Below are 25,424 nucleotides of genomic sequence, written 5' to 3'. Positions count from 1 at the left end.
TAAGCTTTAAGCGGGGGTATAAAGCTTACTAGTGTCAGAAGGGGTTAAAGCCCCTTCTGACAGGTGGCACAAAGTGCCACTGCGTTCATGAGGAAGTAGCGAAGCGGATTCCGAATGTCCGCTTTACTATGGTATAGCTAGTTAGATTTAACCATTATAAAGAATAAGACCTGCAAGATAACTTGCAGGTCTTATTCTTTATGTATATTATATAATGATTTATAAATTAGCTTATTTATATAGCATTAAGAGATACATTTTCATATTAATTATCAATCGTAGCAGATCCTGTTAAAGTAGCGTGTACGATAAATCTCTGCTTACCGTCGTTAGTACATGTAGAAAGTGTAATAACCTGTTGAGAATTGCTAATATCAACTTCTGTGTCATAAATGGACTGTGACTGCATACTACCTGCCCAGCTTCTCATACCTTCAAGAGTAGAGAAGTTATAAGTGTAAGTATCGCTTATTGGCTCGCTTACGTAACATGAGAAGATTGTATATTCTCTTAATTCATTACCTGTGTAAATGTAAATCTTATCGTTATTTCCTGATTTATAGTAGCTTTCGCTGTTGTAATATTTTAATAAACCAAACATGCTACCATTCTTCATGTTATGACCATAAATAATAACATGACTTGCATCTATTCCACCTTCGATTCGGCTATCCTCGAAAAGACATCCGCTTGAATTGTAAGTTCCATCGATTAGGTGATGTAGATAATAATCATTATCTGTGTATTGCACCATTGGTAATCTTATGTCTATTGAAGGGATGTAGATATAACCAATAGCGTAGGAATTTATTGCCTTTAGAGCTTCTTCATCGTAAACAAATGGAATGTCTACGGAACTTTGCTGACCATTTTCATCAGTAATCACAATAGTTTGCTCTTCGCTTTGAATTACATCATCCTCTACCTTCTTGTAGGTATCTGTACCCTTTTTATACTCTAGTAAAATGCTAATCAAGTTATAGGCTGCAAATACAAACACACAAGCTGCAACTACTAGAATTACTCTGTTAATAATTCTATTGCGCTTCTTCTTAGCTTCTTTCTTTTCAAATTCCAATTCTGCCGCTTCTTCTTCCTCGCTCTTAACCTTAGTATAGGAAGTAGAAGTATCTTCCTCGTCTACATAAATGTCGTCATCCTTGAAGTTGTCGTCATCCTTGTAGGGGTCCTTGTCGTTTAAATTGTTGTCTCCCATAAATATCTCCTCCAGGAATATAGTTGTAAAGATAATTGTAAAGTATTACTATCCCTACATTTTTGTAAAAAACTCGGACCAACTCTTGTTGGACCGAGTTAATTATATCATAGATAACTAATCAATTGTACAAAATTAATTCTCAATAAATTAGCAAGCCTTACCGTCTGAACCGAAAAGCTTAATCTTCTCAGCAACGATATCTCTAATTGCCTGAGCACCAGGAGCAAGAAGCTTTCTTGGGTCATAACCCTTACCTTCTAAGTCCTTACCTGCTTCAACATACTTTCTTGTAGCATCTGCAAATACTAACTGGCACTCTGTGTTAACGTTGATCTTAGCAACTCCAAGTGAGATAGCCTTCTTAATCATGTCTTCAGGGATACCTGTACCACCGTGAAGAACTAATGGCATATCACCGATTTCAGCCTTGATTGACTCTAATACGTCAAATCTAAGACCTGGCCATCCTTCTGGATACTTACCATGGATATTACCAATACCAGCTGCTAACATATCTACACCAAGGTCTGCGATAGCCTTGCATTCCTTAGGATCAGCGCACTCACCCTGAGAAACAACACCATCTTCTTCACCACCGATACCACCAACTTCAGCTTCGATTGAGATACCCTTTTCGTGGCAAACCTTAACTAATTCCTTAGTCTTTTCTACATTCTCTTCGATTGGATAGTGTGAACCATCAAACATGATTGAAGAGAAACCAGCTTCGATACACTTATATGAACCTTCATATGTACCATGATCAAGGTGAAGAGCAACAGGAACTGTAATTCCTAAAGATTCATCCATAGCCTTTACCATAGCTGCAACAGTCTTAAATCCAGTCATATACTTACCAGCACCTTCAGAAACACCTAAGATAACTGGAGCCTTTAATTCTTCAGCTGTAAGAAGAATTGACTTTGTCCATTCAAGATTGTTAATGTTAAACTGACCAACTGCATAGTGACCAGCTACTGCTTTGTCTAGCATTTCTTTTGCTGAAACTAACATAATATATTACCTCCATAATTTTAGTTAACTGTTAGGCAATCACCCCAAGAAAATAGATTATATATTAAATTATTGGCACCGCCATAAACTAAGCTAATTATAAACTAAAAAATTAGAAATGAAAAGTAAAATGTGGTAATTTACCTAAGTTTTTAATTGTCAATTTTTTAACAAGATAATGTTAGCATAGTGAAAGACTTTTGTAAATATTTTCGCTGCCATTTTGTGTTTATTTTATGTATTAATTTGCTCGAATTTAATTATTATTTAGAAATTAGTTTATCTTTAGTTAATTGAAATACAACTATTGATTTGCTAGAATAAAGATGTGCTAAGGAGATAGCTTCTAAAAAGAACTTAGCTAACGCGTTAGGAATATAAACAGATACGTTAAGATACTAGAAGGATAACAGGTTAGTTGAGATGTATACGTGTTTCTTAACAGCTTGATATTAGAAAGAGGAGTATATATGGAGATACTAGGATATTTGAAAAATGTTCTGTTAGATGTAGATTTTTATAATAGTCAAGAATATGCAGGAGATTCATTCCTTCCTTTTATAGGATTTATGTGTTTCTTAATAGGATTTGTAGGAATTTTCCTTGGAGCAACTAAGGTAATAGCTGCTAAGAGAGATTTTCACATTTTCTTTGATAAGAGAAACGAGGTAGAGATTTCAAAACTAAAGAATAAGAAGAATATTAATATAGGAATAGCTCTTATTGTGGTAGGAGCGATATTAACAATAGCGTCTTTTTTCCTATTGTAAAGTGTGTGTAAAAAATAGAAAGGTTGCCAAGGGCAACCTTTCTATTTTTTTAGGAATCTTTCTGTTTTGAAAGTCGTCATATATATTTTAATTCAATCCGGCGCAAAAAACATCGTCTGTCGTGGGACAGACGATGAAAAGAGGGAGGAGAGCTGCATTCTCATGCAACTCGATTTATGAAAAAACAAAAAGTGTTTTTCATGTCGTTTGTATTGTATAAATCTTCTACTCTTGTAGTATACGGAAGAAAAATTAATAAGCTATGAGTTCGCTGTAAAGATTTATTTAATTCAATATGAATAAACTATGAACTGTGCTAAATATGATAAACAGTGGCTTTTAACGTGCAGTTAGCAATATTGACGTTTCCTTTAAAGTTAAGTAGAATTCTTTTTATAGGAAAAATATTACATTTTCCTAAAGAAATGGGAGAAAATTTATGGCAGTAACAACATATAAATGCCCCAACTGCGGGGCGGCCATGTCCTTTGATTCAAAGACACAAAAGCTAGCTTGTCATAGCTGTGGCGCGAATCTATCAGTGACAGACTATGATAACTATATAAAAGAGTTAGATAAGGAATTTGGAAAGGCAGATGAGGCTGATTTCAAAGAGGAAGAAAGAGATGAAACAGCTTCAGAATCTAACATGAAAATTTTCCACTGTCAGAGCTGCGGCGCCGAACTTGTTACAGATAAGTACACATCAGCTACTTTCTGTTCTTATTGCGGCAATCCAACTCTAGTGGAGGAAAGACTAGAAGGGGAGTTTAGCCCAGAGTACGTCATTCCTTTTAAGATAGACAGGGAAAGAGCAGTTTCTATCTATAAGGATTGGCTAAAGAAGGGACCCCTTACACCAAAGACTCTATCTAAAAAGAGCATGATTGAGAAAATCAGCGGTGTTTACGTTCCTTTCTGGCTTTACGACTTTGATGCCAATGCTCAGGTAAATGCCGCAGCTACTCGCGTTCGTACAATTAGACGTGGGGATACGGAATACATTTACACAGATCATTTCCAGGTTTACCGCGACGTAACTGCAGAGTTTGACAAGTTGCCAGCGGATGCTTCAAAGAAGATGCCGGATGAGCAGATGGATATGCTTGAACCCTACAATTATGCTGACCTTGTGGACTTTAAGGGCGGCTACCTTCAGGGCTATTTATCTGAAAGATATAACTACAATAGCGATGAGCTAAAGGATAGAGCCAAGGTGCGTGCAAGTAAGTATATTTCTGACATTGCAAGGGATACAATTCAGGGCTACACAACTGTTAACGTACTTGGAAAAAGAGAAAATATTAGAAATCTAGGTCACGACTACGTCCTCCTTCCAGTATGGATGTTAAATTACAGCTTCAACGGCAAGGACTACAGCTTCTTCCTAAACGGACAGACAGGTAAAATCGTAGCCGACAGACCAATCAGCACAAAGAGAACCGTATTTTTTAGCCTTCTTATATTTATACTGGCCTTTGTAATTATTAACATAGGAGGCTTATTATTATGGTAAAAAAGATTAAGGTAAGTTTAATTCTACTAGCGTTGTTAGTTTCTATATTTAGTTGCATTTTTACTTCTGAAAATGTATACGCAGACACTACAAAAGATTATGTCATAGATGATGCCAATCTCCTTTCAGATAGTGAGGAGGCTAAGCTTGAGAAATTGTGTGCCAAGGCTTCTAAAGAAGCTCAGTGTGACATTGTGATTATTACCATGAGTAAGGGCTATGATGGAAGCAACATGGATAGCTACATCCGTGATATCTTAGAGAGTGACTATGGTTATAATGAAGATTCTACAACAGTGGATGCTTGTGCCTACGCTGTAGATATGAGTTCAAGAGCAGATAGAATTATAACTTCAGGCATTGCAAAAACTAGTTTTAGTCAGTCAGATTTAGATGAAATCAGAGAGATTTCTGAGGAGTATTTATCAGACAGTGACTACTACACTGCATTTTCAAAATACGTAAATAACATAAAGAGGGCAATTATTAACGGAGAATATAGCCCAACTTTACTAGAGAAAATCCTTGATGGAATTCTTATAAAGCTCTTTGTATCAGTGGTAATTACTGCTATTGCCATCTTTGTTATGGTGGGCAATAATAAGGCAAAGGCCACAACTAATGAGATGACTTATGCAAAGAACCACAATTTTAAGGTGAATGATAGAAGAGATCTTTTTATAAATACAACGGTGGTAAAAAGAAAAATCGAGACAAACCACGGTGGTGGCGGCCACGGCGGCGGAGGTCACGGTGGCGGAAATTCTGGAAGTTCCGGCGGCCACTTCTAAGGGCTACAGATGACTTTAAATTGAAAAAAGGAGACATGCTATAAATTAGGATAAAATCCTTTCTATAGCATGTCTCTTTTAGCATGTCTTTTTTGTTATAAAAATTATTTCTCTATTGAGAAAACATTTTCAAAATAGTTAAAGAGTCTCTGGCTCTGGATAGTCAACACCGAAAGTCTCAACTGTAACAGTCTTCATAACCTGTGGTGTAAGTGGTCTATCGTTCCAGTCAACGTCTGTTGTAGCGATTGCCTCTAATACGTCCTCACCTTCTGTTAACTTACCAAAGGCAGCATATTCGCCATCAAGATGTGGTGAATTCTTGTGCATGATAAAGAACTGTGAACCTGCTGAATCAGGGATCATTGTTCTAGCCATTGAAAGTACGCCAGGTGTGTGCTTTAAGTCGTTCTTAAAGCCATTGTTTGAAAATTCACCCTTGATGCTGTATCCTGGGCCACCCATGCCTGTACCATCTGGGTCGCCACCCTGAATCATGAAACCAGCGATAACTCTGTGGAAGATAACGCCGTCATAAAAGCCCTTCTTAACAAGGCTAATAAAGTTATTTACTGTATTAGGTGCAATTTCTGGATAAAGCTCAGCCTTCATAACAGAGCCATTCTCCATAGTGATTGTAACTATTGGATTCTGTGCCATCGAATATTCCTCCATGTATTTATTATTTGTTTAATAAATGATAAAATATATGTATAAACATATTAATTCTAAATAACAAGATAGGAAAAGTCAATTATGATTGAAAACTTAGAAAACATCTATATTTATATAGAAGATAATTTTAATATTCAATTTGAACCAGACTTTAGGGAAATGTCTAACTGGGCGAATAACGTTAACATTTGCATAAACGCTGACAAAGAATTGACTTGTTACAAGATTAGCGGGGCTAAGCTTCTTTGTGAAAATGTGACTAATCACAAACTCGCGGGGATAATTGGCAAAATTATGGACAGAGATGTGGAAAAGTCTTGTTTTATTAGCGATTATGACTTAGAGGATATTATTAGAAAGCATGATTTAGACCTTGAATTAGAAGACTTTAAGCAGGGGAATGTTTTGAAAAAAACGGACATCGGCCTTGGAATGTCTTATTACGGAACTGCTAGATATGTGCTTTTTGATGTTAACGATTTGAATGAGGAATATATCCAAAGCGTATTTTTTAGAAGCATTGGAAAGCCTCTTGAAATCTTTACTACAGATAGATTGATTGTTAGGGAGATGTGCCTAGAGGACATGCCAGAATACTATAAGCTCTACGAGTCTTTAAACGAATGCGACTTCGTAGAGGAGCTCTATCCTTACGAGGAGGAGTGCGAGTTTGTAAAGAATTACATCCAGAATATGTACACCTTCTTTGGCTACGGACTTTGGCTGGTTTTCCTAAAGGAAACTGGGGAGCTAATTGGCCGCGTGGGTATTGAGAATCGTGAAATAGATAACACCACAAAGCAGGAGATTGGCTACCTTATTGGTAAGGACTATCAGGAGCAGGGCTATGCTTATGAGGCCTGCGAGGCAACTATTGAGTACGCTAGAACTATGCTTAATCTCGATGAGCTCTTTGCCTGCATCCACAGAGACAACTTTAAATCCATTGCCTTGGTGGAAAAGCTAGGCTTTAGGATTTATGCCAGAGACATTGGAGATATGAACCTTTATAGACTAGAAATTTAGACAGATTAGAAATGTAGATTAATTAGAAAGTTAGATAGATTAGAAATTTAGATTTAAAAAGCCCCAGACATGAAGTCTAGGGCTTTGCTTATGCTTTAAAGTCTTATTTAATTTTGTAAAAAATTTACCGTTTTTACATATCAAATACAAATCTAATAAAATCTGCTGCGTTCTCATAGTTAGGCGATGTGTTTACAATGCCGTAACATGGGTGCTCTACTGATAGGTCAGTAGCTGTTATTTCAGGTGCTTCGCTAATGTCCACGGCTACGGGAACATTTTCACCATTAGCATCAGTATAGTAGATGATGTAGTCTGAAAGGTAGTCAAGTTCTTCATCTGTAAGGACTTCCCTTAGATCTAGGAAAAATGTGTCGGCATCGGTGCAGAAGTAGAGAATATTCTCGTAATTCGCCATGAAGCCGTCCATGTCGCCGGTGTTAGCTAGTATATAAATCTTGTTGATACTTACTGTAACTGCGCCGTCTAGGTCGTCGCCCTGCATGTTGTAGGAATAGTCGATGTCAATCTGAGTCTTCTTGCCATCAATTCCAAGATAGTTAGTAAAACCTGTTGTTAGGGCGTCTTCGTCAGTACGGTGGCCTGTGATATAACCATCGCAGGAAACGATAGTACAGACTGTATCGTAATTGTTTCTTATGTATGCAAATACAAATGATGCTACCACAAGGATTGTACATATTACCGCGAAAATAGGTAATCTATAGTATTCCCAGATATAACCTATCTTCTTTGTAAAAGATAAACTTTTAAACTTTGCGCGTTGCTCTTTAACTTCATCGCGCACTCCATTTCCTTTTGCCATATAATCTTCCTCTTTTTTGAAAATGTATTTTTTGATTTACTTTTGAAGTTTAGCATAATTATTTCTAATTAAAAACTGCTTTTATAAACATTTTAGAAACTACACTAAAAATTCTTTGCATTTAAATATTACATTAAGTATAATCATAACTGTTAAGCTGTGTGCTGGCTTAGGAGAAGTATTTAAGCCAAAGGCTTAGGAGTTTTACATTTGGAGGAAGTTATGAATTCGTTTATAGATGGTCGAATTTTTAGAGCCCTTGTTAAGATGGGTGATTTTATTATTTTGGCTGCATTAACAGTTCTTTGTTGCATCCCTGTTGTGACAGTTGGAGCGTCACTTACAGCGGCTTTCTATGCAGGAAGAAAGTTAGTGCTAGATGAGGAAAGTTATGTTTATAAGGACTTTTTTAAGTCTTTTAAGCAGAATATTATACAGGGAATTGGTCTTGAATTTATTTTTGTAATAATCGGACTTATTTTATTTGCTGATTTTAAGGCTGCTGAGAGCTGGGGCAATAACGGCGGCGGAACAGTTGCAATTGGATTTATTTACTTAGTCATAGGTATAGCTTTAATATATGTTGCTGTGATTTTGTATTCTTTTGCATTGCTTTCAAGATACAATAATACTATAATGGGAACTATAAAGAATGCATTGATAATTTGCGTACATCATTTGCCACAGACAATTGTTATGCTATTTATCACTGTTGCGTTATTATATTTCACATATTTATATTTTATTGTAATGATTTTGACTATACCAATTATTCTATATGCGGATTCGTATATCTTTGCAAGAATCTTTAAGGCTTTAGAGGAACCCCCTAAAGAGGAAAGTGATGAAGGTGAGGAAGAAGACAGTCAGCTAGATGATGAGAACTAATTAAGACGGTCGATCAGAAAGTAAGAGAAAACTAGATAAGAGTAGAGAGGGAGTTATAGGGGATTATGGTTTTTTCAAGCCTTTTATTTGTGTACATTTTTTTGCCAATTAATTTATTATGTTATGCGGTTATTTCAGACATTAAGAAGAAGAACATATGTATTTTATTCTTTTCATTGATTTTCTATGCGTGGTCATCACCAGCATATTTGCTGATTATGATGGTCTCAGCATTCGTAAGTTACATAGGAGCTGTTGCAATTGATAAATTTACAAAGGATGAGGAGAATCCTAAGCATCTTAGGAATAGAAATCTCGCCCTTGGATTTACAGTTGCAGCAAACCTATTAATTCTTGGTGTATTTAAATACACTGGATTCCTTTGTGAGATTTTTAATTACTTTACAGGTTTGCCAAAGGTCATTCCTGAAATAATTTTACCGGTAGGTATTTCATTTTACACCTTCCAGTTAGTATCTTATGTTGTAGATGTTTACAGGGGTGAGATTGAGGCAGAGCATAATTATGGAAGAGTTTTACTTTACGCATCTCTTTTCCATCAGTGTATTGCAGGTCCAATCGTTAGATATAAGGATATTGCAGATGATTTAAAGGAGAGAAAGACTAACATCACAAGTATGAATGATGGTATTTCTCGTTTCTGCGTAGGCCTTGCAAAGAAGACTATTTTAGCTAATACTTGCGCCAGCATTATAAAGGACATCTTGCCAGATGAGGCGACAGCTAGCCTTGCAAGTCAGGTCACAGTGCTTGGTGCTTGGATTACTTGTATCTTATATATGATTTATATTTACCTTGATTTCTCGGCTTATTCAGATATGGCCATTGGTCTTGGTAAAATGACAGGTTTCCAGTACAAGGAAAACTTTAATTATCCATACATCTCTAAGTCAGTTACTGAATTTTGGAGAAGATGGCACATTTCCTTAAGTACTTTCTTTAGAGATTATCTCTACATTCCACTTGGAGGAAACAGACGTGGAATCAAGAGACAGATCTTTAATATGTTCGTAGTTTGGGCCCTTACAGGTCTTTGGCATGGAGCTTCATTTAACTTTATTCTATGGGGATTGTATTTTTTTGTATTTTTATGTATAGAGAAGTTGTTTCTTTTGAAGCTTTTTGATAAAATTGGAAATATAGCAAAAGCAGTAATCGGTAGAATATATACTTTAATTGTGGTTTTCTTTGGATGGATTTTATTTAGATTCGAAGATTTCGCAGTTATTAAGGAGCTTGTTAAGAGCTTGTTTGGTCTTAATGGAAATGCATTCACAAACCTTGAGACTAACACAATCATTCTTAACAACTTCATCTTCTTTATTGTAGTGATTATTGCAGTGACACCAGCAGTTAAGATGTTGGCTAACAAGATAAGAAGTTTTGGAGTTAATAAGGAGGTCGCATTTGTATATTTCTATAATGTGCTAAATGTGGTTATTCCTGTGGTTCTTTTATTCTTATCAACTGTATGTTTGATTGGTAATAGTTACAATCCGTTTATTTACTTTAGATTCTAAGGCAAGTGGGGACTTGCTTATCTAGGGAGAGAAGCTGGGGCTTTTTAGGGAAATGGATTGAATAAATCGGACATAAATTTTTGAGTAGGGCTAGGTAATGAAATTGTTAGGAAAAAATGAAGTGGAGGGCAGGATCGATAAGACCACTGCGAAGTACCGAGAGTACGTTATTAAGAAAGCCGCAATCGTGAAAATCGTCGTCTTTTTAAGCATGATTGTCATTGGGGCAGCAGTATCTTTAATGATACCATTAAGACCGACAGAGTCTATAACTGAGAGAAGAACTTTAAGTAAATTTCCGACATTTACTTTTGAGAGTTTCTGGAGTGGCGAATATTTTACAGCCATCGACACTTGGTTCTCAGACACATTTCCAGGAAGAGATAATCTTATTGTGTGCAGTGAGGCATTGGAGAATATGTACGGAATTCAGACAAATTCCATTCACGGCGAGGTTATAGTAGGTGATGATATTCCTGATGTTGATTTGACAGAATATGATTTAACAATTAATGCAGGTGCTGTAGAGGATTTAGAGGATTCTGAGACAGAAACTGCAAGAGAAATACTATCAGATCAGACTTATATCTCTGATTATTCTTATGATAGCGCAAGCATATCGGCAAGCGATGTTGGTATGGAAGTTGAGGACACTGATGGAACTACAGCGGCTAAGGCCGGTGAGTCTCTAGGTTCAATCTTTGTGGTTGAAGATAGTGCCTACAACTACTATACATTTTTACAATCAGAATCAGATAGGTATGCAAACATAGTAAATAACTTGGCTAATACTTTGGACGGCAAGGCTAAGGTTTACGACATGATTGTGCCTACAAGTATAGATATCACTCTTGATGATGCCACAAGAAACAGCATCTCAAGTAGTAATCAAAAGAAAGCTATTCTCTACATGTTTAGCAAGATGAATAACAAAGTGGGAAAATGTTACATTTACGATTTACTTAGAGAACACCGTAATGAATACATTTACTTTAGAACGGATCACCATTGGACAAGCCTTGGTGCTTACTATGCCTATGGTGCTTTCATGACACAGATTGGCAAGAGCCCTGCAAGCCTTGATAGCTTTACAAGACTTGACTGCGGCAATTTTGTTGGTAGCTTTTATACTCAGACAAGGGCCACATCCCTTTATGGTTCGCCAGACAACTTCGTGGCTTACGTGCCACCATCAACTAATAAGATGCAGTTTGTTAATAGCGACAATGTGCTTACTAACTACAATATCGTAACAGACGTAACAGGCTGGAATATCACAAGTAAATACAGTGCATTTATTGGAGGAGATAATTCTTATTCTACAATCACAAATCCTAATATTAATGATGGTTCTTCCATCCTTGTGATTAAGGAATCCTTTGGTAATGCTCTTGTTCCTTACCTTACAGAGAATTTCCAGAATGTCTACGTAATCGACTACAGATATTATCAGGGTACAGTATCAGAGCTTGTAGACCAGTACAACATAGGTACAGTGCTATTTATTAACAATGTTACAGCGACATCAACATCTGCAAGAATTAATGATCTTGCAAATGTTTGCCAATAATTTTTTCCAAATGTTTTTTTCATAATTTTTTCCACGTTTAATGCCCATCAAGTTTTTGGTGGGCATTAAATATTTATAAAAATAATTAATAGTTATCATTTGCAATTGACCGTAATTACTTATTCTATTACAATATTCTTTGTGAAAATGTAGGCGCAAAAGCTACGTTTTCTAGTAGCATGACGGATTATCTTAGGTGGGATTTAAATCCTTTAGTAGACCTGTAGAATCCGTTTAAAAAGGAAAGTGGGAATAATATGAACAAGAAGAGTTTGAATTTAATTTTAATAGGTGTATTCCTAATTTTAGTGAGATTCTTAATTACTATTGGTGATATAAGAATTGATGTAACTAATGATACCCTAGGTTTTGCACTTATAATATTGGGCTCTAAGGATTTTAAGAAGCTTAATTCACTAGCTAAGAAATCTTTTGTGGTGGCAATTTTAGGATTTGTTGGAGCTATTGCCTCACAGCTAATTAACTGCTTAGCTTGGGATTCTACAATTGAGGATACAATGCATTCAATTGCAATTGGTATTTCTGTAATATTTGCTATTTATTACACTTATTATTTTATAGAGGCACTTATGATGGAAGCTAAGGTACAGGGTAGACAGGCTGCTACAAGAAATTATCAGGTAATCTGGTTTGTAGTAGCAGCACTTGTATTTGCACACTACTTTATCTTCATGTCTACAATTTCATTACAGTCTACTGTAACAGAGGCTTTAATTGTTATTGTTGCTATGTATTCTTGCTTAACAATTAAGAATACAGCCAAGCAGTTGTGCTAATTTTGTCAAATAACAAGTATTTTTGAAAAAATCAAAAAATAAATGAAAAAAGTACTTGCATTAATATTGTTAGCGTGATATAATTCTTTTCGTCGCTAACGATAATGGGCTTTCGCCAAGTGGTAAGGCACTGGATTCTGATTCCAGCATTTCGGGGGTTCGAATCCCTCAAGCCCAGCTAGAACCTCCGCAGCTTTGCGGAGGTTTTTTTATGGCTTTTTTTAACTAAAGCCAGGTAAACTATGATTAATGCCCTATAAGAAATCTATGCTACTTTTAGGGTTTGTGTAAGGCGGTTCATGAGGCAGAACCAAAGGAGGTTAAGATGATTGAGTTAGGTAAGGTACAGTGTCTTAATGTTGTGAATAGGACGGATTTCGGTGTCTATTTAGGCACTAAGGATGAGAAAGTATTACTTCCAAAGAAGGAAGTGCCAGAAGATTTAGAGGAAGGCGATGCATTAACAGTTTTCGTTTATCTAGATTCTTCAGATAGATTAATTGCTACAACAAGAACACCAAAGATTAAGCTTGGTGAGCTTGCAAGACTTAAGGTATCAGAGGTAAGTAACATTGGTGCTTTCCTTGATTGGGGTCTTGAGAAGGATTTACTTATGCCTTTTAAGGAGCAGCCCGTTAAGGCAGAGAAGGGCAAGGAATATTTAGTTAGCTTATATATAGATAGGAGTAACAGACTTGCTGCTTCTATGAAGGTTAATAAGTACTTAACAACAGATAGCAATTACGTTAAGGATTCAGCAGTTTCAGGAACTGTAGTAGGTATTGCACCAGATTACAGAGTTTATGTGGCTGTAGATAATAAGTATCAGGCCTTTATTCCTATGAATGAAGTCTTTGAAGAGATTCATGTAGGGGATGAAGTATTTGGTCGTGTTACAAGAGTTAGAGAAGATGGTAAGCTTGTTCTTAGCTTAAAGCAGAAGGCTTATATCCAGATGGATGAGGATTCAACTTTTATCTACAATAAGATGAAGAAGCTTGGCGGTAGCATTCCATTTACAGATAAGGCAGATCCTGAAATTATTAAGAAACATTTTAATATGAGTAAGAATGCCTTTAAGAGAGCTATTGGCCGTCTCTTAAAAGAAGGTAAGGTTAAGATTAACGAATCTACAATTGATATAATAAAGTAATGCGTTAACAAATTAATAAGATAAAAGATAAGCGGATTGTAAACTTGTACAATCCGCTTAATTGTTATAAAATTTATACAATGCTTTATAAGCACAGACCCATGAACCTAGGGTCAAGAAAAATGAGCCCCGTGGGGCAAAAGGAGGCAATTATGCAGAAAGTTATAAGCACAGATAAGGCTCCAAGCGCAATCGGACCTTATTCTCAGGCAATCGAAGTAAACGGTATGGTTTATACTTCAGGTGTAATCCCAGTTGATCCACCAACTGGTCAGATAGTTGAGGGAGGAGTAGAAGCTCAGGCTAATCAGGCATTCAAGAACTTAATTAACTTAGTTGAGGCTTCAGGCTCAAAGGCAGAGAATATTGTAAAGACTACAGTCTTTATCAAGGAAATGAACGATTTTGGAAAGATAAATGAAATATATAAAAACTACTTTAAGGAACCATTCCCAGCACGTTCTTGTGTTGAGGTTGCAAGACTTCCAAAGGATGTCTTACTAGAGGTTGAGGCTATTGCATGGAAATAAAAAAGGTTAATCTTTTCTTTCCGATTTTCATCTTTGGCTATATTTTCTTGAATGTCGCAATCGCATTAATTGAGCGCGCTCTTATTAGCATGGGCGTTATTGGGAAAATGACAAGCGCTGTCCTTTTTATACAAAATGAATTAGTTATTGTAATTATGCTTCTTGGCTTTTGCTTAATTACAAAGACAGGAATTAAGGACCTAAGATTTAAAATGCTAGGAATCAAGGAGATTATTCTTTCAATAATCATTGGTTACCTAATCATTCCTATGTCTTTATTCCTTACAAATATTACTAGTTTATTTGTGGAAAATGCTGCACAGCAGACAGTTTCAGAGGTTTCAACATATCCCTTAATAATTCAGATTATTTTAATCGCAGTTATGCCGGCTATTGTTGAGGAATTTACATTTAGAGGTCTTTATTATGGAACTTACAGAAAGATTAAGAGATACTTTCAGGCTATGCTTTTAAGTGCCATCTTATTCGGCTTTTTCCATATGAATTTCGACCAGTTTGTATATGCAACTTTCATGGGTGTAGTATTTGCAAAGCTCACAGAGGCTACGGGCTCAATCCTTTCCTCTATGTGCGCGCATTTCGCATTTAATACATTTTCTGTAACAGTAAGTTACTTCTCTAGTGCAAATGCATCAGCCCTTCAGGAGGCTAGCCAGCAGACAAGCACAGATTCTAGTGTAGGAGGAGTTACTTTACTTGGTTTAGCTCTTTTATTAGTTCTTGGTATGCTTTTCTTAGGCCTTGTTTTACTTATAATAGAGTATCTTGAAAAGAGTAGAATTAAGAGAGAGACAGGAGAGCAGATTGCCTCAAACTGTGAAAATGTATCTCAGGACGAGAAGAAAGAAAGACTAATTACCTTACCTCTTGTTTTGGGAATGATAGTTTGCTTTGTTTACATGGTATTTGTAGCAGTTGCGGCTTAAATATATTGTAAAGCGGACATTCGGAATCCGCTTTGCTACTTCCTCATGAACGCAGTGGCACTTTGTGCCACCTGTCAGAAGGGGCTTTAACCCCTTCTGACACTAGTAAGCTTTATACCCCCGCTTAAAGCTTACGCTTTTGAAGCGGGGGATTGCTTACACTGCGTTCAAAATAATAATAAAAATGTGCCCCGACTATTAGGTGACGTTCTAATAGTCGGGGCTTTTTACTTCTGTAACTTTCCCTAGGCATGAGACATGTCCAGATGCCGGAAGGTTACTTCTAATCATATCAAATTCTATACCGGTCTAGAATTTGATTATTATTCTTTTATTAAGTTGTTACTTTTATACCGAGTAATCAATGTTTGAACCTACTTCCGGGTTGACGGATTGCTCCATCATTTTTGTAAGATCAACGCCTCCTTGCTCTACGGTATCAAGCTGTTTACGTAACATAAGCACGGATACATCGCTTTGGACGTTTGTGGTACTTATGTTAGTGGAGATTCCTCCAATAACCATTTATAACGCCTCCGTTTCTTACTTTAGAACATTCCATTGTTCTTGCTAAAAAGACCTTTGTAAGTCCGAATATTAAGTTATCGCCTTTTTGTATTTAAATAATATCATTAGAATAAGAAAAATGCAAGAAAATCGGATATTTGTTAATGGATATTTTATGCCTTTTCTTGCTAAAAGTTGGTCTAAATAACAGAAAAAATTTGCGCTATTTGTGAATGTTAACATATAGAGACTTGATTGTTTTGTTAAAAATGAACAGTAAAACTGACCGACTGACATATTTGTCAAATTAAAACTTTAATCTTTGGCTAAATCTGATATAGCTTTTGAAAATGCAGTTGTTGTATATTATTAACCATGAGGGCACGGGTAGCCCACATTTATGATATTTCGGGAGGAAACAATAATGGCAAGTTTATCTTTAAAGAACGTTTGTAAAGTATATTCTAACGGCTTCGTAGCTGTTAAGGATTTTAACCTTGAAATCGCTGACAAGGAATTCATCATCTTCGTTGGTCCTTCAGGTTGCGGTAAGTCAACAACACTCCGTATGATCGCTGGTCTTGAGGAAATCAGTTCTGGTGAATTATGGATTGATGACAAGTTAGTAAATGATGTAGAGCCTAAGGATAGAGATATCGCTATGGTATTCCAGAACTACGCTTTATATCCACATATGACAGTATATGATAACATGGCTTTTGCTCTTAAGTTAAGAAAGACACCTAAGGCAGAAATCGATGAAGCAGTTCGTAAGGCAGCTAAGATTCTTGATCTTGAGCACTTACTTGACAGAAAGCCAAAGGCTTTATCAGGTGGTCAGAGACAGAGAGTTGCTATGGGTCGTGCTATCGTTCGTTCACCTAAGGTATTCCTTATGGATGAGCCTTTATCAAACCTTGATGCTAAGTTAAGAGTACAGATGAGAGTAGAAATCTCAAAGCTTCACCAGAGCCTTGAAACAACAATCATCTACGTAACTCATGACCAGACAGAAGCTATGACACTTGGTACAAGAATCGTAGTTTTAAAGGATGGTGTAATTCAGCAGGTTGATACTCCACAGAACCTTTACAACTTACCAGAGAACTTATTCGTTGCTGGTTTCATTGGTTCACCTCAGATGAACTTAATCGATGCAGAAGTTGTTGCTAACGGTTCAGAAGCTTCACTTAAGTTAGCTGAAGACGTTGTTATTAAGCTTCCAGCTGACAAGGCTAAGAAGTTAATCGATGGCGGTTATGCTGGTAAGACAGTTGTAGCTGGTATCCGTCCAGAGGATATTAAGGATGACGAAGAATTTATCGAAGCTCATGCAGATGGTAAGTTCCAGACTGTAGTTAAGGTTTACGAATTACTTGGTGCTGAAGTTAACCTTCACTACGATATCAATGGTCAGACATGTACAGCTAAGGTAAATCCTAGAACAACTGCAAGAGTTAAGGATACAATCACATTAGCTATGGCTGTTGAAAGAATCCACGTATTCGATAAGGAAACAGAGCAGATCATTACTCACTAATTATTGTTATATTTAGGGAGATTAATATATTAGAAGTTGTAACGATTACTGAGGTGTGTAACTTATGTTACACACCTTTTTTATTTGTCTAAATATCCAAACTTATATAAAATCCTTCTTGCTTTCTTTACTAAAAAATATACTTTATCAATAAAAATAATTGAAAAAATTGTAAAAATTACTTGTTTTTACTTTTATTTTTAGTTAATTTGCTATACAATATTAGGTGTGTATTTAGGATAGGGATAAAAGGCTGATTTAGAGCTACTTCCTAAATGTTGGTAATTGATATATGATGATTACATTTTTTATATATTGTTTGCCGAGATAGAGAGGGCATAGAGTTTATAAACCAAATCAAGATTACGAGGTGAAGAATGGTATCAAATCAAATTTTACAGACAACAGTAGATGGACTTAAAGCAATTTCAAGAGTTGATCTATGCGTCATTGATGCTGATGGTAAGGTTGCAGCTAAAACTTTTGATGATGTATCGGATTGTATAGCAGATGCTATAAGCTTTATTGATTCACCAGCTGAGAGTCAAGTGGTTAATGGTTATCAGTTCTTTAAGGTTATGGATGATATTACTTTAGAGTATATCGTGCTTGCTAAGGGAACAAGTGATGACATCTATATGATAGGTAAGATGGCTGCTTTTCAGGTTCAGAACCTAACAGTAGCTTACAAAGAGCGCTTTGATAAGGATAACTTTATCAAGAATCTTTTATTAGATAATTTACTTAGAGTTGATATGTATACTAGAGCTGAGAAGCTTCACATTGAAACTGACGTTAAGAGAGTTGTATATATTATTGAAACTAAGCATGAGAAAGACACTAACGCACTTGAGATAGTAAGAAGCTTATACGCATCAAAGGCTAAGGATTTTATTACAGCAGTTGATGAGAAGAGTATTATTTTAGTTAAGGAAGTTAAGGGTAATGAAAGCTATGAAGAATTAGACAAGATAGCTGAAGTTATTATCGACATGCTTAACACAGAAGCTATGAGCATGGCTCATGTTGCTTACGGAACAATCGTTAATGATATTAGAGAAGTATCGCGTTCTTACAAGGAAGCTAAGATGGCCCTTGATGTAGGAAAGATTTTCTACGAAGATAAGAATGTTGTTGCATATAACAGATTAGGAATTGGACGTCTTATTTATCAGTTACCAATTCCACTATGTCAGATGTTTATTAAGGAAATCTTTGAAGCAAAGTCTCCAGATGACTTTGACGAAGAGACATTGTCTACAATTAATAAGTTCTTTGATAACAGCTTGAATGTTTCAGAGACATCTAGACAGCTCTATATCCATAGAAACACATTGGTATATAGACTTGATAAACTCCAGAAGACAACAGGCCTTGATTTAAGAGTATTTGACGATGCAATTACATTTAAGATTGCATTAATGGTTGTAAAGTATATGAAATATATGGAGAGTAAAGACCAATACTAGAATGGTAGAGGATTAATGGAGGAAGTTTAACAATGATAATAATGGAAAATGTCACAAAGACATATACCACTGGCGTTCCTGCGCTTAATGGTATCGACCTTCACATTCAGAAGGGTGAGTTTGTCTTTATCGTAGGTAAGAGTGGTTCAGGTAAATCTACTCTTATTAAACTATTGCTTAAGGAATTAGATCCTACATCAGGTAAGATTTACATTAATAAGAAGTTTCTTAATAAGATTACTAGAAAGAAGCTTCCATATTTAAGAAGAGATATTGGAGTTGTATTCCAGGATTTCAGACTTTTACCTGATAGAAACATTGCAGATAACATTGCATTTGCTCAGAAAGTAGTTGAGGCACCTAGCCGTAAGATTAAGGGTAGAGTCCTTGCCATGCTTTCAATGGTTGGCTTACTTGATAAGTATAAGTCCTTCCCTAACGAGCTATCTGGTGGTGAGCAGCAGAGAGTTGCTATTGCAAGAGCCCTTGTAAATAATCCAGAAATCTTATTATGTGACGAGCCTACTGGTAACCTTGATCCAGCGAACTCTAATGAAATCATGAGAATTCTTGACCAGGTTAACAAGCAGGGAACAACAGTATTAGTTGTTACTCACAACATGGAAATTGTTCAACAGATGCGTAAGAGAACAATTACTATGAGTGAAGGTAAGATTATAAGTGATATGGAAAAGGGTGGTTATTTCTATGAAGATTAGATCGTTATGGTATCATATAGTTGATGGATTCAAGAATATCCATCGTAATAGATTGTTCTCATTAGCATCTATGGCAACAATCGCAGCATGTATTTTCCTTTTTGGAGTTTTTTACTCATTAATAGCAAACTTCCAATATATGATTGAAAGTGCTGAAAGTGAGATTTGTGTAACAGTATTCTTTGATGAAGACTTAGATGAAACAGGAATTTTAAAGCTTGGTGATACAATTAGTCAGCGATCAGAAGTTAGTAGAATTCACTATACATCAGCTGAAGAGGCTTGGGAGAACTTCAAGTCAGAATATTTTGCTGATTATCCAGAACTTGCAGAAGGTTTCTCAGATAACCCACTTGCAAAGTCAGCTTCTTATGAAGTTTACTTAAATAATGCAGATGATCAGTCAACATTAGTTGAGTACCTTGAGAATCTAGAAGGCGTAAGACAGGTTAATAAGTCAGAAGCTACAGCAACAGGACTTGCATCAGCTGCAAGACTTGTAAGTTATATTGCTATTGCAATTGTAGCAATCTTACTTGCAGTATCTATCTTCCTTATTACTAATACAATCGTTATTGGTATTACAGTTCGTAAGGACGAGATTTCAATTATGAAGTATATCGGTGCAACGGATGCCTTCGTTAATGCGCCATTCTTCGTAGAAGGTATTGTAATTGGTTTAGTTGGTGCTTTAATTCCAACTATCATTCTTAGATACATTTACGCAGGATTAGTTAATTATGTATTAAGTAAGTTCTCAGTACTTAAGAACATCCTTAACTTCCTTGATGCTAATGCAGTATTTAACGTACTTGTTCCAGTGTCAGTATTCCTTGGAATTATCATTGGTATCATCGGTACATTCTTCGCTGTTAGAAAGCATGCTGACGTATAATTTTTAAATAGTAATTTTAAGAATATTTTGGACGCGTTTATTAATTTAGACGCGTCCTTTTTTTACAAAATCAATGAAATATAAATTGTAAAAATAAAAATTAAAGTTTATGAAAAAAACAATAATAAATCATAATATTTATGTTATAATTAGTTAGTGAGATAGACGGATGGGACAATAATAAATAAAGGGGATAGTTAGAGTGTTTTAGACATGAGACCTTTAGGAGAGGAGGTAACATGATGGCAGGCATGAAGTTTTTATCGGGGAAGAGATCCATTTTCAAAGTGATGGGTCTTATATGTAAAAAATGTGCACTGGCTATAATGGTTTTGGCGTTAATTGCACCTTTTATAGCAACAACGCAGATAATTTTGGGCGATAGTAAGTCAGATTTGGAAGATGCCAAAAAGCAGCAGGAGGATGTTCAATCTAAATTGGAGGAAACCAAGAAATATATTGAAGACCTTCAGGGACAAGTAAGTGATATTCAGAGCTATATCTCATCACTAGATAGTCAGATGGAGACTATTAGCAGTTCTTTATATGAGCTTGACCTTCAGGTACAGGATTTGGAAGCTACTATCAAGACAACAGAAGAGGAATTAGCAAAGGCGGAGGAAGATGCTAAGGTTCAGTATGAACAGATGAAACTTAGAATTAAGTTCATGTATGAACACAATGATGAGACATATCTTGGAATGCTACTTAACGCTGAGGATATGGCGGATTTGTTAAGTAAGGCTGAGTATATTAATCAGTTATCAAAGTACGATAGAGAGATGCTTGAAAAGTATAAGGCTACAATAGACTATATCGCACAGACAAAGGCTGACCTAGAGGCAGATAAGGAAGAGCTTGTTAACATGCAGACAAATTTGCAGGATCAGATGAGTGCTCTTAGTCTTCTTCAGTCAACTAAGATGACACAGCTTACTAACTTGAATAATACAGTAGCAGCAGAGGAGAGTTATTATTCTCGTCTTGAGGCTGAAAATGAGGCCTTAGAGGCAACTACAAGACAGTTGGAAGCAAGGATTAAAGCAGAGGAGGCAGCAAAGTCTTCTGTTACAAGTTATGATGGCGGTAAATTTAAGTGGCCAACAACTTCCACAAGAATCACTTCAGATTATGGTGATACAGATGGAAGATCAGCTCCTCATAAGGGAATTGATATTGGTGCTGTTAAAGTAGGTGTTGCTGGTGATCCAATTTACGCAGCCTATGATGGCAAGGTAGTTATCTCAACTTATAGCGCATCCGCTGGTAATTACATTATGATTTACCACGGCGATGGCCTATATACTAGATATCTTCACTGCTCATCCCTCTTAGTATCCGTAGGTGATTACGTTACTAAGGGACAAAAGATTGGACTTATGGGAACAACAGGTAACTCCACAGGTGTGCATTTACATTTTGATGTACGTTTAAATGGTAGTTATGTAAGTCCATGGAATTATTTAAGCAAATAAATTAGTTAGGAAGTTAAAAAATGGAAGAGAATTTTAATGAAGAGTCAAAGTCAGAGCTTAAGCCTAAGGTAAAAGTAGTTAATGAAGGCGCCATGGCTCGTGGCGTGCTCCTTGGAGTTTTATCAACTATACTTGTTATGGTTGTAGTTTTATGTGTAACTGTAGTGGTACTTTTAAAGAATGGATATTTACATATTTCTACAGATGGTTCGGTTTACGTGCAGTCCGATGCAACTACTGATGATTCAGGCATTGGCTCAGAAGTAGAAGCTAAGTTAAACGCTATTGAATCCGTTCTTGATAGCAAGTTTTATTTTGAAAATGTAGACTCAGAGGAAGCTGCAGAAGCTATCTATAAGGCTTATCTCTCTTCATATGGTGATAAGTATACAGTTTATTATACTGCTGAAGAATATCAGTCCTTACTTGAATCTACAACAGGTACCTTCTATGGAATCGGCGCTACATGCCAGAAGAATGAAGATGGTACAATTCAGATTGTAGCTATTATTGAGGATTCCCCAGCAGAGGCTGCAGGCATATTAGCAGGAGATAAGATTACAGCCGTAGATGGACAAAGCGTTTTAGAGCTTGACCTTTCCTCTGCCGTTTCTCTTATAAAGGGCGAGAAGGGAACAGACGTAGTTTTATCTATTATTAGAGATGGTAATAATCTTGAAATAACAGCTACTCGTGATGAGATTAATGTAAAGACTGTAGAATATGAAATGATGGAAGACAATATAGGTTACATTGCTATTAGTCAGTTTGACGAGGTTACAACAGACCAGTTTATTGCTGCCATTGAAAATCTTCAAAGTCAGGGAATGGTTGGTTTAGTAATTGATATTAGAGATAATCCAGGTGGCGTATTATCAACAGTTGTAGATATGCTTGAATACATTTTACCAGACGGATTAATTGTTTATACAGAAGACGTTGACGGTAATAGAACTAACTATTCAGGAGATGATAATAACGAGCTTACAATTCCAGTAGCAGTTTTAGTAAATGGCAATAGTGCCAGTGCTTCAGAGATTTTTGCTGGAGCTGTTCAGGATTACGAGCTTGGTGCAATTATAGGAACGCAGACCTTTGGTAAGGGAATTGTTCAGACAATTCAGCCACTTACAGATGGAAGTGCAATTAAGTACACAATCGCTAAGTATTTCACACCAAAGGGACAGGATATTCATGGCGTTGGTGTTACACCAGATATTACTGTAGAACTAGATTCTAGCGGTGATACTGATAATCAGCTAGAAGAAGGTATTAATTACGTAAAAGAGCAGTTAGCTAATCAGTAGTTTAACAGCAGATTCGAATCCGGCGCTAGACTTACGAGCGAGTCTTGACCGCTTTATAAAAGTTTAAGAAATTAATTTAGACTCATTTTAGGGGCTAGAAGTTGAGGTTTTATCTAACATTTTAGAAAAACAAAACTTTTGTTCCCCTAAAATGAGTTTTTTTATTCTTTTTGTGATATAGTATTAATTGCATTAGAGTTGTATAATAGTTAGATGCATTGTGCACAATCAAAATACAGGAGGTCTTTATGGATAAATTCGTTTTACATTCAGAATACGAACCTACAGGGGATCAGCCCCGTGCCATAGAAGAATTGGCAAAGGGTTTTGAAATGGGTAATCAGTTTGAGACTTTAGTAGGTGTTACAGGTTCTGGTAAGACATTTACAATGGCCAATATTATAGAGAAAGTTCAAAAGCCAACTCTTATTATTTCTCATAATAAGACTTTGGCAGCTCAGTTATATAGTGAAATGAAGGAATTCTTTCCAGAGAATGCTGTGGAATACTTCGTTTCTTACTACGATTATTATCAGCCGGAAGCTTATGTGCCACAAAGTGATACATATATTGCTAAGGACTCGGCTATTAATGATGAAATAGATAAATTACGTCACTCAGCAACAGCAGCCCTTTCAGAAAGAAAGGATGTTATTATTGTAGCTTCAGTATCTTGTATATATGGACTGGGTGCTCCAGTAGACTATCAGAACATGGTAGTTTCTCTTCGTCCAGGAATGGAGAAGGATAGAGATGACATGCTTCGTAGACTTATTGATATGCAGTATATGAGAAGTGACCAGGACTTTAAGCGTGGTACCTTTAGAGTTCGTGGTGATGTGGTGGAGATTTATCCATCAGCTTCATCAGGGGATGCCATTCGTGTGGAATTCTTTGGTGATGAGGTAGATAGAATCTCTGAGATTGATTCATTAACCGGCGAAGTTAAGGCAATTAGAGATCATGTAGCCATTTTCCCAAATTCTCACTATGTTGTAGAGAAAGAGAAGATGATGGCGGCTATTGAGAACATTAAGATAGAGCTAGCAGAAAGAATCAAGTACTTTAAGTCAGAGGATAGACTTCTTGAGGCACAGCGAATTGAGGAGAGAACTAACTTTGATATTGAGATGATGCAAGAAACTGGCTTTTGCTCAGGAATTGAAAACTACTCAAGACATTTAGCAGGACTACCTGCTGGCTGTCCACCTTATACTTTGATGGATTATTTCCCAGAGGATTTTCTAATAATTGTGGATGAGAGCCACATTACAATTCCACAGGTTCGTGGTATGTATGCTGGTGATCAGTCAAGAAAATCAACACTTGTGGATTATGGTTTTAGACTTCCATCGGCTAAGGACAATAGACCTCTTAATTTTTCAGAATTTGAGTCAAAGATTAGTCAGATGTTGTTCGTGTCAGCAACACCAAGTAAGTATGAGGAAGAACATGAACTTTTAAGAACAGAACAGGTTATAAGACCAACAGGTCTACTTGATCCTGAGATAAGTGTACGACCAATTGAGGGTCAGATTGATGACTTGATTTCAGAGATTAATAAAGAAACAGCGAAGAAGAATAAGGTCCTTGTTACAACTCTTACTAAGAAAATGGCAGAGGATTTAACAGAGTATCTTAAGGAAGTAGGAATTAGAGTTGAATACCTACATGCGGATATTGATACAATGGAACGTCAAAGAATTATTCGTGATATGCGTCTTGATGCTTTTGATGTATTAGTAGGTATTAACTTATTAAGAGAAGGTCTTGATATTCCAGAGATTAGCTTAGTTGCTATTCTTGATGCAGATAAGGAAGGTTTCCTTCGTACAGAAACTTCACTTATTCAGACTATTGGCCGTGCGGCTAGAAATGCAGAAGGTCATGTAATTATGTATGCAGATACAATTACTGAATCCATGGATAAGGCTATTAAAGAGACAGAACGTCGTCGAGAGATTCAGGCAGCTTATAATAAGGAGCATGGAATTACACCTCAGACCATTAAGAAGGCGGTACGTGACCTTATTACAATTACTAGGGCAGCAGATCCAGATGCAGGTTCTGATAAGCTTAAGGTTGATTTTGAATCTATGTCTATTAAGGAACTTGAGAAGGTTAAGAAAGAAATTGAGAAAAATATGCGTAAGGCAGCAGCAGAGCTTAACTTTGAACTGGCAGCAGAATTGCGTGATAAGATGATTGAAGTTAATAAATATATTTATGAAAATAAGTAAGATAGGAAG

The 25,424-nt window shown here is 36.3% G+C and carries 23 protein-coding genes and 1 tRNA gene; 19 read left to right on the top strand and 5 right to left on the bottom strand.

The window, feature by feature from the left end; genetic code table 11:
- Window positions 1-265: 265 nt before the first annotated feature.
- Both G600_RS14475 and fba read right to left on the bottom strand, forming a co-directional pair.
- Window positions 266-1,216 carry a class B sortase gene (locus tag G600_RS14475; RefSeq protein WP_081669474.1) on the bottom strand — a complete coding sequence of 317 codons (951 nt, stop codon included), beginning with the start codon at window positions 1,214-1,216 and terminating at the stop codon, window positions 266-268.
- Window positions 1,217-1,366: 150 nt separating this feature from the next.
- Window positions 1,367-2,233: a class II fructose-1,6-bisphosphate aldolase gene (gene fba / locus G600_RS0110805; protein WP_027431932.1), complete on the bottom strand. Its 867-nt coding sequence runs from the start codon at window positions 2,231-2,233 to the stop codon at window positions 1,367-1,369.
- Between the two features lie 470 nt (window positions 2,234-2,703).
- Between fba and G600_RS0110800 the strand changes: the two genes are divergently transcribed.
- The 3 genes from G600_RS0110800 (at window position 2,704) to G600_RS15210 (ending at window position 5,310) form a co-directional block, all read left to right on the top strand.
- On the top strand, window positions 2,704-3,003 hold the full coding sequence (locus G600_RS0110800) for a hypothetical protein (RefSeq protein ID WP_027431931.1): 300 nt from the start codon (window positions 2,704-2,706) through the stop codon (window positions 3,001-3,003).
- Between the two features lie 439 nt (window positions 3,004-3,442).
- Window positions 3,443-4,519, top strand: a complete 1,077-nt coding sequence (locus G600_RS0110795; RefSeq protein WP_027431930.1) for a zinc ribbon domain-containing protein — start codon at window positions 3,443-3,445, stop codon at window positions 4,517-4,519.
- Entirely contained in the window at window positions 4,513-5,310 is a 798-nt protein-coding gene (locus G600_RS15210) for a TPM domain-containing protein (protein WP_027431929.1), read from the top strand. Before G600_RS0110795 ends, G600_RS15210 begins: the two co-directional genes overlap by 7 nt.
- A 138-nt stretch (window positions 5,311-5,448) precedes the next feature.
- Here G600_RS15210 and G600_RS0110785 read toward each other — a convergent pair whose 3' ends face one another.
- Complete coding sequence (locus G600_RS0110785; protein ID WP_027431928.1) at window positions 5,449-5,970, bottom strand: peptidylprolyl isomerase; 522 nt, start codon at window positions 5,968-5,970, stop codon at window positions 5,449-5,451.
- 96 nt (window positions 5,971-6,066) lie between these two features.
- Here G600_RS0110785 and G600_RS15205 point away from each other — a divergent pair, with 96 nt between their 5' ends.
- Window positions 6,067-7,011, top strand: a complete 945-nt coding sequence (locus tag G600_RS15205; RefSeq protein ID WP_051195489.1) for a GNAT family N-acetyltransferase — start codon at window positions 6,067-6,069, stop codon at window positions 7,009-7,011.
- 133 nt (window positions 7,012-7,144) lie between these two features.
- On the opposite strand, the gene G600_RS0110775 is transcribed toward G600_RS15205, so the two are convergent.
- Entirely contained in the window at window positions 7,145-7,837 is a 693-nt protein-coding gene (locus tag G600_RS0110775) for a hypothetical protein (protein ID WP_027431927.1), read from the bottom strand.
- A gap of 222 nt (window positions 7,838-8,059) precedes the next feature.
- Here G600_RS0110775 and G600_RS0110770 point away from each other — a divergent pair, with 222 nt between their 5' ends.
- The 8 genes from G600_RS0110770 to G600_RS0110735 all read left to right on the top strand — a co-directional run bounded on the left by G600_RS0110770 (window position 8,060) and on the right by G600_RS0110735 (window position 15,263).
- Window positions 8,060-8,725, top strand: a complete 666-nt coding sequence (locus tag G600_RS0110770) for a YesL family protein (protein WP_027431926.1) — start codon at window positions 8,060-8,062, stop codon at window positions 8,723-8,725.
- Window positions 8,726-8,790: 65 nt separating this feature from the next.
- Entirely contained in the window at window positions 8,791-10,266 is a 1,476-nt protein-coding gene (locus G600_RS0110765; RefSeq protein WP_027431925.1) for an MBOAT family O-acyltransferase, read from the top strand.
- Between the two features lie 97 nt (window positions 10,267-10,363).
- Entirely contained in the window at window positions 10,364-11,836 is a 1,473-nt protein-coding gene (locus tag G600_RS0110760; protein ID WP_027431924.1) for a DHHW family protein, read from the top strand.
- Window positions 11,837-12,093: 257 nt separating this feature from the next.
- Complete coding sequence (locus G600_RS0110755) at window positions 12,094-12,633, top strand: hypothetical protein (RefSeq protein WP_027431923.1); 540 nt, start codon at window positions 12,094-12,096, stop codon at window positions 12,631-12,633.
- A gap of 105 nt (window positions 12,634-12,738) precedes the next feature.
- Window positions 12,739-12,811 (top strand) — tRNA-Gln (locus G600_RS0110750).
- Window positions 12,812-12,958: 147 nt separating this feature from the next.
- Window positions 12,959-13,786, top strand: a complete 828-nt coding sequence (locus G600_RS0110745; protein WP_034246317.1) for a CvfB family protein — start codon at window positions 12,959-12,961, stop codon at window positions 13,784-13,786.
- Window positions 13,787-13,938: 152 nt separating this feature from the next.
- A complete protein-coding gene (locus G600_RS0110740; RefSeq protein WP_027431921.1) occupies window positions 13,939-14,316 on the top strand; it encodes a RidA family protein in 378 nt (125 codons plus the stop codon).
- A complete protein-coding gene (locus tag G600_RS0110735; RefSeq protein WP_027431920.1) occupies window positions 14,307-15,263 on the top strand; it encodes a CPBP family glutamic-type intramembrane protease in 957 nt (318 codons plus the stop codon). The genes G600_RS0110740 and G600_RS0110735 overlap by 10 nt, the downstream gene beginning before the upstream one ends.
- A gap of 348 nt (window positions 15,264-15,611) precedes the next feature.
- On the opposite strand, the gene G600_RS15490 is transcribed toward G600_RS0110735, so the two are convergent.
- On the bottom strand, window positions 15,612-15,788 hold the full coding sequence (locus tag G600_RS15490; RefSeq protein WP_074520443.1) for a YjfB family protein: 177 nt from the start codon (window positions 15,786-15,788) through the stop codon (window positions 15,612-15,614).
- A gap of 406 nt (window positions 15,789-16,194) precedes the next feature.
- On the opposite strand from G600_RS15490, the gene G600_RS0110725 reads away from it, so the two are divergent.
- The 7 genes from G600_RS0110725 (at window position 16,195) to uvrB (ending at window position 25,415) form a co-directional block, all read left to right on the top strand.
- Window positions 16,195-17,310 carry an ABC transporter ATP-binding protein gene (locus G600_RS0110725; protein WP_027431919.1) on the top strand — a complete coding sequence of 372 codons (1,116 nt, stop codon included), beginning with the start codon at window positions 16,195-16,197 and terminating at the stop codon, window positions 17,308-17,310.
- A 377-nt stretch (window positions 17,311-17,687) separates the two neighbouring features.
- A complete protein-coding gene (locus G600_RS0110720) occupies window positions 17,688-18,779 on the top strand; it encodes a PucR family transcriptional regulator (RefSeq protein WP_027431918.1) in 1,092 nt (363 codons plus the stop codon).
- 32 nt (window positions 18,780-18,811) lie between these two features.
- Complete coding sequence (gene ftsE / locus G600_RS0110715) at window positions 18,812-19,498, top strand: cell division ATP-binding protein FtsE (RefSeq protein WP_027431917.1); 687 nt, start codon at window positions 18,812-18,814, stop codon at window positions 19,496-19,498.
- Window positions 19,488-20,393, top strand: a complete 906-nt coding sequence (gene ftsX, locus G600_RS0110710) for a permease-like cell division protein FtsX (RefSeq protein ID WP_027431916.1) — start codon at window positions 19,488-19,490, stop codon at window positions 20,391-20,393. The genes ftsE and ftsX overlap by 11 nt, the downstream gene beginning before the upstream one ends.
- 242 nt (window positions 20,394-20,635) lie before the next feature.
- The gene (locus G600_RS0110705; RefSeq protein ID WP_051195488.1) at window positions 20,636-21,868 is read left to right on the top strand and encodes a murein hydrolase activator EnvC family protein; all 1,233 of its coding nucleotides are present in this window, start codon (window positions 20,636-20,638) and stop codon (window positions 21,866-21,868) included.
- A 20-nt stretch (window positions 21,869-21,888) separates the two neighbouring features.
- Window positions 21,889-23,175, top strand: a complete 1,287-nt coding sequence (locus tag G600_RS0110700; protein WP_027431914.1) for a S41 family peptidase — start codon at window positions 21,889-21,891, stop codon at window positions 23,173-23,175.
- A gap of 248 nt (window positions 23,176-23,423) precedes the next feature.
- Window positions 23,424-25,415, top strand: coding sequence for an excinuclease ABC subunit UvrB (uvrB, locus tag G600_RS0110695; protein WP_027431913.1), 1,992 nt, complete (start codon window positions 23,424-23,426; stop codon window positions 25,413-25,415).
- The last annotated feature ends 9 nt before the right edge of the window (window positions 25,416-25,424 follow it).

This window comes from Lachnospira multipara ATCC 19207, from assembly GCF_000424105.1.
GTDB classification, from domain to species: domain Bacteria; phylum Bacillota; class Clostridia; order Lachnospirales; family Lachnospiraceae; genus Lachnospira; species Lachnospira multipara.
The sequence above is the reverse complement of the archived record's forward strand: the minus strand, read 5'-3'. Positions and strand labels throughout refer to the sequence as shown.

What these genes read in the sequence shown, in the direction of transcription:
- fba (WP_027431932.1), bottom strand. Translation starts at nt 2,233, where the DNA reads ATGTTAGTTTCAGCAAAAGAAATGCTAGACAAAGCAGTAGCTGGTCAC.
- ftsE (WP_027431917.1), top strand. Translation starts at nt 18,812, where the DNA reads ATGATAATAATGGAAAATGTCACAAAGACATATACCACTGGCGTTCCT.
- G600_RS0110725 (WP_027431919.1), top strand. Translation starts at nt 16,195, where the DNA reads ATGGCAAGTTTATCTTTAAAGAACGTTTGTAAAGTATATTCTAACGGC.
- G600_RS14475 (WP_081669474.1), bottom strand. Translation starts at nt 1,216, where the DNA reads ATGGGAGACAACAATTTAAACGACAAGGACCCCTACAAGGATGACGAC.
- G600_RS0110770 (WP_027431926.1), top strand. Translation starts at nt 8,060, where the DNA reads ATGAATTCGTTTATAGATGGTCGAATTTTTAGAGCCCTTGTTAAGATG.
- G600_RS15205 (WP_051195489.1), top strand. Translation starts at nt 6,067, where the DNA reads ATGATTGAAAACTTAGAAAACATCTATATTTATATAGAAGATAATTTT.
- uvrB (WP_027431913.1), top strand. Translation starts at nt 23,424, where the DNA reads ATGGATAAATTCGTTTTACATTCAGAATACGAACCTACAGGGGATCAG.
- G600_RS0110775 (WP_027431927.1), bottom strand. Translation starts at nt 7,837, where the DNA reads ATGGCAAAAGGAAATGGAGTGCGCGATGAAGTTAAAGAGCAACGCGCA.
- G600_RS0110735 (WP_027431920.1), top strand. Translation starts at nt 14,307, where the DNA reads ATGGAAATAAAAAAGGTTAATCTTTTCTTTCCGATTTTCATCTTTGGC.
- G600_RS0110765 (WP_027431925.1), top strand. Translation starts at nt 8,791, where the DNA reads ATGGTTTTTTCAAGCCTTTTATTTGTGTACATTTTTTTGCCAATTAAT.
- G600_RS0110760 (WP_027431924.1), top strand. Translation starts at nt 10,364, where the DNA reads ATGAAATTGTTAGGAAAAAATGAAGTGGAGGGCAGGATCGATAAGACC.
- G600_RS0110755 (WP_027431923.1), top strand. Translation starts at nt 12,094, where the DNA reads ATGAACAAGAAGAGTTTGAATTTAATTTTAATAGGTGTATTCCTAATT.
- ftsX (WP_027431916.1), top strand. Translation starts at nt 19,488, where the DNA reads ATGAAGATTAGATCGTTATGGTATCATATAGTTGATGGATTCAAGAAT.
- G600_RS0110705 (WP_051195488.1), top strand. Translation starts at nt 20,636, where the DNA reads ATGGCAGGCATGAAGTTTTTATCGGGGAAGAGATCCATTTTCAAAGTG.
- G600_RS0110700 (WP_027431914.1), top strand. Translation starts at nt 21,889, where the DNA reads ATGGAAGAGAATTTTAATGAAGAGTCAAAGTCAGAGCTTAAGCCTAAG.
- G600_RS15490 (WP_074520443.1), bottom strand. Translation starts at nt 15,788, where the DNA reads ATGGTTATTGGAGGAATCTCCACTAACATAAGTACCACAAACGTCCAA.
- G600_RS0110740 (WP_027431921.1), top strand. Translation starts at nt 13,939, where the DNA reads ATGCAGAAAGTTATAAGCACAGATAAGGCTCCAAGCGCAATCGGACCT.
- G600_RS0110720 (WP_027431918.1), top strand. Translation starts at nt 17,688, where the DNA reads ATGGTATCAAATCAAATTTTACAGACAACAGTAGATGGACTTAAAGCA.
- G600_RS0110785 (WP_027431928.1), bottom strand. Translation starts at nt 5,970, where the DNA reads ATGGCACAGAATCCAATAGTTACAATCACTATGGAGAATGGCTCTGTT.
- G600_RS0110800 (WP_027431931.1), top strand. Translation starts at nt 2,704, where the DNA reads ATGGAGATACTAGGATATTTGAAAAATGTTCTGTTAGATGTAGATTTT.
- G600_RS15210 (WP_027431929.1), top strand. Translation starts at nt 4,513, where the DNA reads ATGGTAAAAAAGATTAAGGTAAGTTTAATTCTACTAGCGTTGTTAGTT.
- G600_RS0110745 (WP_034246317.1), top strand. Translation starts at nt 12,959, where the DNA reads ATGATTGAGTTAGGTAAGGTACAGTGTCTTAATGTTGTGAATAGGACG.
- G600_RS0110795 (WP_027431930.1), top strand. Translation starts at nt 3,443, where the DNA reads ATGGCAGTAACAACATATAAATGCCCCAACTGCGGGGCGGCCATGTCC.